This window comes from Ruegeria arenilitoris, from assembly GCF_013030265.1.
In the GTDB taxonomy this organism is placed as follows: domain Bacteria; phylum Pseudomonadota; class Alphaproteobacteria; order Rhodobacterales; family Rhodobacteraceae; genus Ruegeria; species Ruegeria arenilitoris_E.
On the sequence record NZ_WPZQ01000006.1, the window covers coordinates 236,657 to 248,120 of the forward strand.

8 protein-coding genes are annotated in these 11,464 nt (G+C 57.4%); 5 read left to right on the plus strand and 3 right to left on the minus strand.

The window, feature by feature from the left end; translation table 11 throughout:
- Positions 1 to 75: 75 nt before the first annotated feature.
- Both GOX61_RS12695 and GOX61_RS12700 read right to left on the minus strand, forming a co-directional pair.
- Positions 76 to 705 (minus strand): glutathione S-transferase family protein, encoded by a 630-nt coding sequence (locus tag GOX61_RS12695; RefSeq protein WP_170334200.1) that lies wholly within the window; start codon positions 703 to 705, stop codon positions 76 to 78.
- A 95-nt stretch (positions 706 to 800) separates the two neighbouring features.
- On the minus strand, positions 801 to 1,298 hold the full coding sequence (locus tag GOX61_RS12700; protein WP_367646964.1) for a class I SAM-dependent methyltransferase: 498 nt from the start codon (positions 1,296 to 1,298) through the stop codon (positions 801 to 803).
- 231 nt (positions 1,299 to 1,529) lie between these two features.
- On the opposite strand from GOX61_RS12700, the gene GOX61_RS12705 reads away from it, so the two are divergent.
- Genes GOX61_RS12705 through GOX61_RS12725 form a run of 5 tightly spaced genes read left to right on the plus strand, consistent with a single transcriptional unit; the run spans position 1,530 to position 8,753 of the window.
- Complete coding sequence (locus GOX61_RS12705) at positions 1,530 to 3,302, plus strand: ABC transporter ATP-binding protein (RefSeq protein WP_170334204.1); 1,773 nt, start codon at positions 1,530 to 1,532, stop codon at positions 3,300 to 3,302.
- Entirely contained in the window at positions 3,295 to 5,208 is a 1,914-nt protein-coding gene (locus tag GOX61_RS12710) for an ABC transporter substrate-binding protein (RefSeq protein WP_170334206.1), read from the plus strand. Before GOX61_RS12705 ends, GOX61_RS12710 begins: the two co-directional genes overlap by 8 nt.
- A 13-nt stretch (positions 5,209 to 5,221) precedes the next feature.
- Positions 5,222 to 6,250, plus strand: a complete 1,029-nt coding sequence (locus GOX61_RS12715; RefSeq protein ID WP_170334208.1) for an ABC transporter permease — start codon at positions 5,222 to 5,224, stop codon at positions 6,248 to 6,250.
- The gene (locus tag GOX61_RS12720) at positions 6,247 to 7,401 is read left to right on the plus strand and encodes an ABC transporter permease (protein ID WP_155148872.1); all 1,155 of its coding nucleotides are present in this window, start codon (positions 6,247 to 6,249) and stop codon (positions 7,399 to 7,401) included. Before GOX61_RS12715 ends, GOX61_RS12720 begins: the two co-directional genes overlap by 4 nt.
- Complete coding sequence (locus GOX61_RS12725) at positions 7,398 to 8,753, plus strand: CoA transferase (RefSeq protein WP_170334210.1); 1,356 nt, start codon at positions 7,398 to 7,400, stop codon at positions 8,751 to 8,753. The genes GOX61_RS12720 and GOX61_RS12725 overlap by 4 nt, the downstream gene beginning before the upstream one ends.
- Before the next feature lie 89 nt (positions 8,754 to 8,842).
- Here GOX61_RS12725 and GOX61_RS12730 read toward each other — a convergent pair whose 3' ends face one another.
- Positions 8,843 to 11,224: a mechanosensitive ion channel family protein gene (locus GOX61_RS12730; RefSeq protein WP_170334212.1), complete on the minus strand. Its 2,382-nt coding sequence runs from the start codon at positions 11,222 to 11,224 to the stop codon at positions 8,843 to 8,845.
- Positions 11,225 to 11,464: the final 240 nt, after the last annotated feature.

The following is an 11,464-nucleotide window of genomic DNA, read 5'->3' on the forward strand; positions in this document are numbered from 1 at the left end:
GCACTGTTCACTTCTGTCTAGACATTTCTGTACAGTCCAAAGCAAATGATGACTGCACCATTTGCTGGTCAATTTTCAAAGACTGGCGCTGGGGCGGGCCTGAACCTTTTCAAACCATTCGAGAGTGGCAGTATTCCCCTCTGGAATTCGCATTTTGATCACACGTGCGAAATCGACAAACACAAACGTCGAGATATCGGCGAGCGAAAACGCCTCTCCGGCGACAAACGGACTGTCCTGAAGCCGCTCTTCCAGCAGATCAAAGAAGGCGCCCACCCGAGCAATCCCTCGCTGTGCAAGCGCAGGAATCTGCTCGTAGTTCACTGTCCCCGGAATAGCCCGATCCTTGAACGCAGGGTGCGTATTGCGCAAAGCGTCGGCCACAGGCGCACCGCCCTGCTGCTCGACAATCGAATTCCACATCAGGACCATACCCTTTTCATCAGGGGTTCGTCCCATGAGTGGCGGTTCGGGAAAACGCGCTTCGAGATAAGCCGCTATCCCAAGGTTTTCGGTCAACACGCTACCCTCGTCGGTGACCAAAGCGGGGATCGTTGCGCGCGGATTCACGGCGCGAAACGCATCGCTCAACTGTTCGCCCTTGGCGATCGAAATCTCGCGTGTCTCGATCTCCAAACCCTTTTCCGCAATGAACATCCGTGCGCGGCGTGGATTGGGGGCGGTTGAGCAATCGTAGAATAACATCGGCGCAGTCCTTCCTCGGGCAAACACCCGAAGGTTAGACTGCATTCACATAGCGGATCGAGTCACATCCTGATGTGACCCTGCGGCACCAGTATTTAGCGGCGATAGATGAAACACCGGCCTTCGACCGCACCTTCGGGCAGCGGAAGCTCTGACAGACCTTCAAAATACATCCGGTCACTCGATACCATCAGCCCACCGGGGGCCAGCAATGGTTCAATCAGGGGAGAGACGAAACGGGCAAAGACATCGTTCTTTTCCCGGTTGTGACCACCAAGGTCCGCATGGATCAGGCTGGCTGTGGCCCCAAACCGCTCGACCGAAGCTGGCAGGGTTTCACGCACATCGCCCAGAATAAGCTGGTCATCTGACGGAGTGGAATCCGGGTGCGAGGCCACTGCTCTTTCAAAAACGTAGATCGGACGCCCTTGAATGCGCTGCATCATGTGGTGGTACGTGCGACCGTTCCCCAGCCCAAGCTCGAACACAGGACCTGTCTGATCCGCTGTCTGATCGATGGCAAAATCCAGACACGCACGCTGTGACACCATGCGGTCGATGAAAAGATCCAGACGGCTTTGATTGTCGGACACGTTAAAATCTCTCTTTGATACCTGTTGGCAGCCAGGATGGTGCCGAGCGTGCCCTAGATGACAAAAACTCAACACTTTGTGTAGGTGCATTGCCCTCAGTTTCACAATTCCGCGACATTTCAGCCCAAGAAGGGGTTTGACTATTGAGTCCCAAGCGCGCGAAACTGTGACAAAAAAACAGGGAGTTGTAATGCCGACCTCAATACACGGCCAACCAGGCGGGGATTCCGCATGACGGCCTTGTTATCTGTGCGCGACCTGAGCATCGGCTTTGGCGCAGATGAAGCCGTTGTCAAAGACGTAAATTTTGACGTTGAACCCGGGCAAACTCTGGCATTGGTTGGCGAATCCGGGTCTGGAAAAACCATCTCTTGCCGCGCTGCGCTCCGCATTCTGCCCCGAACAGCGCAAATTCGCAGCGGCTCAATCACGCTGAACGATTCGAAGGGCACGGCAGAACTCACCAAAATCACCGAGCGGCAAATGCGCGATATCCGCGGCAACCGAATCTCGATGATTTTTCAGGAACCCATGCGTTCTTTGTCCCCGCTTCATAAGATCGGCAATCAGGTCAGCGAAGTTCTGTGGCTGCACCGCAACGCGTCCGAGGCGCAAGCGCGCAAAGAAGTTCTGACCCAGTTCGAGCGGGTCGGCTTTCCCGATCCTGCCCGCGCATACGATTCCTACCCGTTCGAGTTGTCTGGCGGCATGCGTCAGCGGGCGATGATTGCCATGGCGATGGTCTCGAAACCGGATCTGCTGATTGCCGACGAACCGACGACCGCACTTGATGTGACCACACAGGCGCAGGTTCTTGGGCTGATCAAGGAACTGCAGCAGGAAACGGGCATGGCCCTGATCCTTGTGACCCACGATCTGGGCGTAGTTGCGAATATGGCCGAACAGGTCGTTGTCATGCACAAGGGTCGCGTGATGGAGGCCGGACCGGCCGAGCTGATCCTGAACGATCCCGCCCACCCATACACACGCCAACTCTTTGACGCAGCACCGGAAATCCCCGATCAGGACGCCGTCGGCATTCCGATGCCAGAGGAAGATCTGATCCTCGAGATGAAGGATGTCTGCAAAACCTACACGATGCGATCCAGCAAAGGCTGGCGGTCGGATAAACAGATCTTCGCCTGTCGCGGTGTCGATCTGAAGCTGGCCCGCGGCAAAACGCTGGCCGTAGTGGGTGAAAGCGGATCCGGCAAGACCACCACAGCCCGGATCGCCCTCGGCGCTGAACTGCCCGACGAGGGCGGAGAGGTCCTGTTTCGGCCCGGCCCCGATGATGACACGATCAAAGTTCATCGCATGACTCGCGCAGAACGTACGGCGTTTCAGCGCAAGGCACAGATGGTGTTTCAAGACCCCTACAGTTCGCTCAGCCCCAGAATGCGCATTCAGGACGCGATGACCGAACCGTTGGAAATCCATCGCATAGGTACAACCTCCGAGCAGCGCGACAAGGCAGCTGAAATGCTCAAGCGTGTCGGCCTGAACTCCGATATGCTCAAACGCTACCCTCACGCCTTTTCTGGCGGGCAGCGCCAGCGCCTGTCGATCGCCCGTGCCATGATGCTGGATCCGTCGCTGATCGTTTGTGACGAACCGACCTCCGCACTGGATGTATCCGTTCAAGAACAGATACTTACGCTTTTGGAAGAACTGCAGGACAGCCTGAACCTGTCCTACTTCTTTATCTCTCACGATTTGGCGGTTGTCGCGCGCATCGCCGACGAAGTTGCCGTCATGCGGCAGGGTCTCGTCGTCGAACAGGCCCCTCCCGAAACACTGTTTTACAACCCCCGCCACCCATACACCAAGGCGTTGATCGCCGCCCAGCCCGAGCCTGACATCAATCGCCCGATCGACCTGAAACTGGTTGCATTGGGCGCTGGTGCGCCAGACAGTTGGGATGACGCCTTTAGATTCTCCGACTCCGTGATACCCTCACTCGTGGAGATGGAGCCCGGCCATAAGGTACGTTGCCATGTTTAAGACCACTCGAAATTTGTTTCTGGCCACATCTCTGGCCGTGTCCTGGATGCTGCCCGCCACGGCAGGAAACATCCCTGATCTTCAGGAAAGCGCATTCTGGAAGTCTGAAGTCGAAAACGGAAACCTTCCTCCGGTTCAGGATCGTATCCCTCAAGAACCCCTGATCGTCGATCTGTCCGCCAAAGGGCGCGAGTTCGGAACGCCTGGCGGAACCCTGCGCACCATGGTTACCCGTTCGAAAGACATCCGGCAGATGGTGGTCTATGGCTACGCCCGGCTGGTTGGTTTTGACGAGAACTACAAAATAGTTCCCGATCTTCTGGAATCCTATGAAAACGAGGGTAACCGGAAATTCACGCTACATCTGCGCGACGGGCACAAGTGGTCCGACGGAACACCCTTTTCCTCGGAAGACTTCCGTTATTGGTGGGAAGATGTCGCCAATAACGAACTGCTCAGCCCCTCCGGCCCGCCAGATTTCCTGATTGTCGAAGACAAGCTGCCAACAGTTTCCTTCCCGAATGAAACAACCATTGTCTACGAATGGGAAGATCCCAATCCGGACTTTCTGCAATCGCTTGCCCAGGCCCGCCCACCCTTCATCTATCGTCCGGCCGAGTTTCTGAAGCAGTATCACGAGAAATTCGCCGATCCCGACAAACTGGCGTTTGAGGTCGACGACGCGCGGGTCAAAAGCTGGGCTGCGCTGCACAACAAACTGGATAACCTCTACAAGTTCGACAATCACCAACTGCCCACCTTGCAGCCTTGGCTGAATGCAAGCTCGGGCAAGAAAATCCGCCACAACTTTGTGCGCAATCCATACTACCACCGCGTCGATACAAACGGTGTTCAACTGCCCTATATCGATGTTGTCGAGATGGAGATCGTGGCTCCGGGTCTGGTCGCAGCCAAGACGAATGCGGGTGAAAGCGATCTGCAAGGACGCGGGCTGGCGTTCCGTGACGCCTCGATCCTGAAAAAGGGCGAGGAACAAGGCAACTACAAGACTTTGCTTTGGAAGACCGGAGTGGCCTCGCAGATTGCGATTTATCCGAACCTGAATTTTGCCGATGATGGCTGGCGTGAAGTGCTGAGGGATGTACGCGTCCGCCGTGCACTGTCGCTTGCCATCGATCGCAAGACGATCAATCAGGCGCTCTACTTCAAGCTGGCCCACCCCGGTGCGATGTCGGTGCTGCCGGCTTCCCCCTTCTATGACGAAGAAAACGCTCAGGCGTGGGCGCAATATGACATCGATCAGGCCAATGCCCTGCTGGACGAGGCTGGGCTGGATCAACGTGACGGCAATGGCATCCGCCTGCTGCCTGATGGCCGCCCTATGGAGTTAGTGATTGAAACAGCGGGCGAGCGGCAAGAGGTTGAGAACGCCCTGCAGATCGTGACTGACAACTGGCGCGACATAGGTGTCAAACTGGTCATGCGTCCGCTGGATCGGGACATCCTGCGCAACCGTGTATTTTCCGGCAACACCATGGCCTCTGTCTGGTTCGGCTGGGATGATGGCATTCCACAGGCCCATACCTCGCCTGCTTACCTTGCACCGACCGATCAGGTCTTTCTGGCCTGGCCCAAATGGGGTCAGTACTATCAGACTGGCGGCGAAGCCGGTGAGCCGCCTGACATGCCCGACGCGGAACGCCTGATGGCTCTGGCCCATGACTGGGAGGTTGCCACAACCGACGAAGAGCGTGAGGCTGTCTGGTCCGAAATGCTCAAGATTCACGCCAATCAGCTCTATGCAATCGGAATTCTGAACGGTGCCCCTCAACCCATCGTCGTTTCGAACCGCCTGCGTAACGTGCCTGAAAAGGCAATGTGGGCATGGGAACCGGGGGCGCATTTCGGTATCCACCGCCCTGATGAGTTCTTTTTCGCCGACTGACAGGAGCAGCTAAATGATCATGCTGCGCTACGCGGTGTACCGCTTTTTCACGATGCTGCTGACGCTGCTGGTGGTGTCGGTGTTGATCTTCGTGATCATCAACCTGCCGCCCGGCGATTACCTGAGCAATCAGATTGCCGAACTGCAGGCCTCGGGCCAATCGGCCGGAGTCGCCAAGGCTGAGTTCCTGCGCAAGGAATATGCGCTGGATCGCCCCATGTGGGAGCAATATCTGATCTGGATCGGATTTTGGCCCGGTCCACACGGCTTCGAAGGATTACTGCAAGGCAACTATGGCTGGTCGTTCGAATTTGACCGGCCCGTGCGTGAGATCGTCGGCGACACACTCTGGCTAACCGTCGTTGTGAACCTGGCTGCGATCCTGTTTGTCTATGCCGTTGCTCTGCCATTGGGCGTCATTGCCGCGGCCAGATCACGAACATGGATTGACTATACATCGGCCTTCGTCGGTTATCTGGGTCTGGCAACTCCAAACTTCCTGCTGGCGCTGATCCTTTTCTATTATGGTCACCGCTACTTCAACCTGCCGATCGGCGGCCTGATGGACCCGTCCTTCGAAGGCCAGCCGATGAGCTGGGAAAAGCTCAAATCCATACTGGTACACCTGATCGTGCCTACCTTCGTCATCGGCACCTCGGGTGCCTCCGCCATGATGCAGCGCTTGCGCGCCAACATGCTGGACGAACTTGGCAAACCCTATGTCGAAACGGCCATCGCCAAAGGCATGGCCCCGACGCGAATGCTAACCAAGTATCCGCTGCGCGTGGCGTTCAACCCTTTTGTGGCCGATATCGGCAACCTGCTGCCGTCGATGGTTTCAGGCTCGGTTCTGGTCTCGGTTGTTCTCGGCCTGCAAACCATCGGCCCCACCCTGCTGACGGCTCTGAAAACTCAGGACCAGTTCCTGTCCGCTTTCATACTGATGTTCGTGGCCTTGCTGACCCTGATTGGCACCATGATCTCTGACATCCTGCTGGTCATGCTTGACCCGCGCATCCGGTACGAGGGGCGTGAAGCATGACCCATAAACCCGACGGTCGTTATGTTGACGACGCCCCATTCGATCCGCAGGCCGCCCTGCAACAGCTTGAACGCAAGGATCTGGATGCCCCCAACTGGGTATTGGTCTGGCGCAAGTTCAAAACGCACAAGCTGGGCCTGATTTCGGGCATCTTCCTGCTCCTGTGCTACCTGATGCTGCCATTTGCGGGCTTCATCGCCCCTTACGGACCCAATGACCGCAATGGCGAACATCTCTATGCCCCACCGCAATCGGTGAACTGGTTCCACGATGGCAAGTTCATCGGGCCTTACATCTATCCCATCGTTGCCGAGGCCGATCTGGAAACCTTCCAGTGGAAATTCGTCCCCGATACCGAAGACCCGCGCCCGATCCGATTCTTCTGTGAAGGATCGGAATACAAGCTTGCGGGCCTGATCAAATCGGACACCCACCTGTTCTGCGCCCCCGAAGGCGCGACCCTGTTCCTATGGGGATCAGACCGTCTGGGGCGCGACGTGTTCAGCCGTATTCTTTATGGAGCCCAACTGTCGCTGACTGTTGGCCTGATCGGTATCTCGGTCTCTTTCTTCCTCGGCATCTTGTTCGGTTCGATGGCGGGATACTTTGGCGGGCGCATCGACTGGGTGATCAACCGGGTCATCGAGATTCTGCGGTCCCTGCCTGAACTGCCGTTGTGGCTGGCACTGTCTGCCGCGGTCCCGTCGAACTGGAGCCCCGTTGCGGTCTTCTTCATCATCTCGATCATTCTCGGCATTCTCGACTGGCCTGGCCTCGCCCGATCCGTGCGCGCCAAATTCCTGTCGTTACGCGAAGAGGAATATGTACGCGCGGCTGAAATGATGGGCGCAAGCTCGGGCCGCGTGATCCGAAAGCACCTTCTGCCCAATTTCATGTCGCACCTGATCGCTTCGGCCACACTTTCGATACCCGCCATGATCCTCGGGGAAACCGCACTCAGCTTCCTCGGCCTCGGCCTGCGTGCTCCGGCGGTCAGTTGGGGCGTCATGCTGAACGACGCGCAGAACCTCGCCTCGATCGAGATCTATCCATGGACAGCGATCCCGATGTTGCCGATCATCGTAGTTGTTCTGGCGTTCAACTTCCTGGGTGATGGCCTGCGCGACAGTCTGGATCCGTATCAGCAATGACACTGCTCGCGTCGCTTCCCTCAACTGACACCTATGAAGTAACGGGCACAGGCGCGCGGCCCAGCGTGTTTGCGGTGTCCGAACTCGCCACGGCCAGTTTTGCTGCGGTGGGTCAGGAACTGGCGCGTTTTCTGGTTGCTCAGAACCTGACCGATAAACTACCCAAGGTAACGGTCGATCATCGGCTCGCCTCGCTGTGGTACGGCTACTCCTTCAAACCCGATGGTTGGGAAATGCCCAGCCTCTGGGACGCCGTGGCTGGTGACTACAGGGCCTCGGATGGTTGGATCAGGCTGCACACCAACCTGCCGCATCACCGTGCCGCCGCTTTGAAGGTTCTCGGCACCAAGGCCGATCGTTCAATCGTTGGTCAGGCCATTAGGGACTGGGCAATTTCCGATCTTGAAACCGCGATCGTGGCCGAGGGTGGCGTTGCCGCCGCCATGCGCAGTCGGACTGAGTGGCTGGATCACCCACAGGGACGGGCCGTGGCCCGTGATCCCCTGATCGGTTGGCAGGGGCCACGCAGCATCACTTTGCGCGAACGCCCTGAGGCAACGACTGATCGCCCGTTGGCAGGCCTGCGCGTATTGGACCTGACCCGTGTTTTGGCCGGTCCGGTCTCGACCCGTACTCTGGCCGGTTTCGGGGCCGAGGTTCTGCGCCTTGATCCACCCGGCTGGGACGAACCCGGGGTGATCCCGGACATCTCCCTTGGCAAAACCTGCGCGTATCTGGATCTGAAGTCGCCCGCTGGTCTTGAGCGACTGAAGGAACTTCTGACGCAGGCCGATGTGTTCGTGCATGGATACCGCCCCGGCGCGCTCGACGCGCTTGGGTTGGACAAAACTCAACGAGATTCACTGGCGCCCAACCGAATTGAGGTCACACTGGACGCTTACGGCTGGCAAGGGCCCTGGGCCATGCGGCGAGGGTTCGACAGCCTTGTTCAGATGAGCTCGGGTATCGCGGATGCCGGGCGCGAATGGGCCAAGGCTGATAAACCAACCCCGTTGCCCGTACAGGCGCTGGACCATGCGACCGGTTACTTCATGGCCGCAGCCGTGCTCTCGGCTCTGGCCGAGGCTGCCTTGCATAACGCCGTGATGGATGCGCGCCTGTCCCTCGCCCGTACGGCTGAGCTGTTGGCGAGCCTTGCTAAATCCAGCGAGGGCGAAGACATCACGGCCGCCAAAGCCGACGACTATACCGAAAACACCGAAGCCTCAGGCTGGGGACCAGGCCACAGGCTGAAACCCGCATTAAGCGTCGGAAACGCGACTATGCGCTGGTCTCTGCCTGCACCAAAAACGGGAACCTCCGAACCGGCCTGGCCCTCATCGCAACCCTGAGCACCCACTGGGTCGAACTCGCGACCCAGCCCAATGCTTTTGACGGGCGTCTCGTCAGAGACGCAGATCAAATGGGGCGGGAGAGGCTCTTACCGATCATCCCCGCCGCCGCCCGGACCGATATCATCCAGATAATCCTCGTCGATGGCGGCCTGTACCGCGCCAGTCACAGCTTCGCGCTGTTTGGGGGTCAGGTCTTCGGCTTCTTTCCCATCCGCCAGCCGGACGGTGACTTCACGGTGGGCAAAGCGGATACCTTCACGGGCAAACAGCTCTCGGATTTCCTGATACACTTTCTTGCGCACCAGCCACTGATCCCCCGGCTTGGTCATGAACTTGACCCGGATGATCATGGCCGAATCCTGCATTTCGATCACACCCTGCGATTTCAACGGCTGGATAAAGTTCTCGCCGATCACCGGGTCGCTCAGCAATTGCTGGCCCAGCTTCTTGATCAGTTTCCGCACCTTTTCGACATCCGTGTCATAGGTGACCCGCAGCGGCAATTTCATGATCACCCAGTCACGGGAATAGTTGGTCAGAACCTTGATCTCACCAAAGGGAATGGTGTTCAGCGCACCCAGATGGTGACGCAGTTGCATGGAGCGGACCGAGATTTTCTCGACCGTCCCTTTGACATCACCGATATCGATATATTCGCCCTTCCGGAACGCGTCGTCCAACAGGAAGAACGCCCCCGAAAAGATATCCCGCACCAAGGTCTGAGAACCGAAACCAACAGCCAGTCCGACAACACCCGCACCGGCGAACAGCGGGCTGACATTGATGCCCAGTTCCATCAGCACGATCAGAACGATGGTAACAACGACGACGGCCAGGATTGCACCCCGGAACAATGGCAACAATGTTGCCAGCCGGCTCTGTCCGCCCTCACCACCTTCATCGCCCAGCTCAGCTTCTGCGGTTCCGTCATCGGATTCCTCGGCGATTTTGCTGTCGATCCAGATGCGGAAAAAATGGAAAAGGATATAGCCGATGAAGATGATCACCATCACATCCAGCGCCCGCTCAACCGGCAGGTCCTGACTCCAGTCGGCTTCGGGATACCAGATCACGACAAGCGCATAGGCCCCGATGACAAAGGCCAGAATACCTGCGACCCGCCGGGCCAGATCTTCATAGGTTAGCAGATAGTGTTTTCTCTGCTCAGCCTCGGCGGTCTCAGCCATTTCGACAACTTCGCCCTCAACCACTTCGGCATTCATCTCTTCGATCTTGCGCGAGCGATCGAAGTAGCGTTCCAGCATATAGTTCATCGCGCCATAGGCGATGACCACGGACATGAAGATCAGGTAAGAGCTGACGATCAACGGCAACGGCGTCGGGTTTTCCAACGCAAGGTCAACCGCCAGACGGAACCAGCTGAACCCGATATAGACGATTAGTGCCGGTGCCCATCCAAACGAAACAAAGCGCAGCAGCCACGAGACCTGATCCGCCGCACGCCCGCCCCGGATGGCATTCGAAATGGCGCGCGCATTGAACAGGATCATCAGGATGTTCCCCAATGCACCCACCATGGTCAGGCTGCCGTACACCATGGCATAGACGTTGTAGTTAAGGCCAAAATCAGCCACCCAGGTCGCAAACAGGACGACCGAAATATCATAAGTCGCCAGTGCCGACGCCCAGATATACAACCGCTTTGCATCGCGATCGGAGAACGGAGGCAAGCGATATTGGCTCAGGAAAGGTGACAGCACCATCCGCCACAGATCGGATACGGTGCGGGCCAGGAAAAACGCGCTAAAGATTGCCGTTATCGTGAACTGGATCGAGATATCTTCGGCTTCGCCAAAGAACAGATACCCAACGATCAGCGCCATGATCATGGCAAATATCGTGGCACCGATCCCCATAAGGAAGCGGAACACCAGGAACGGCATCTTCTCGCGATAGCCCTGCGGATTTTCCTTGATCCGCGCGACAACCAGCCGCTTGGCTATGCGTTTTCCGTAGATCTCGATCGACAGCCACCGGCCCAGCAACAGGAACAGGATGTTCCAGCCAAGCACTTCGAAATAGGTCTGAATACGGCCGTCCGGACTGGTTTGGCGCAGAATGTATTGCACTTCAAAAATCGAATAGGGCAATGCCTGAAGACGGGATACAAGCGACTCGCGGAACTTGGAAAACCGCTCCTGTGCCTTCATCAGCTGCGATCCGTCCCCCATGGGATCGGAAGATGCCGCCTCGGCTGCGGCATCAGTCTGCTGACCCGCCGACGAAACGACCTGACCCGCGCTGTCGATCACAATCACACTGGCTCCGGCCTCGGTGGCAGAACGGATTGCCGTGGCCAGATCGCTGTCGGTCGTGGTCGCCGTTTCGCTACTTGAACCCGAGGAATAGCCCGGGATTAACGAGGTTTGCGCCACCGCACCCGTAGCAAAGGCTAAGGCCGCAGTCCAAATGACCAGAATTAGTCCGGCGAGAAAGTTCGTTTTCATAGGGTCTTGCATCCAACTCGATTGCTGCCCGACAGACTACAGAACCCCCGGGCGGTGTTCAAATACTCCCACGGACATTTTTGACATCGTGTGGACCCGTGTTCTTGGCGCAATGATCCGGGCCGGGTATTTTCATGTTAGCAAAAATTGAATATGACCGGTTTCGTAAGCGGATGCTGGCAAGGTTTTGATTTTGTCCACCATCTGCCAGCGGCGCTGCACAGTGGTTTAACATGTCTG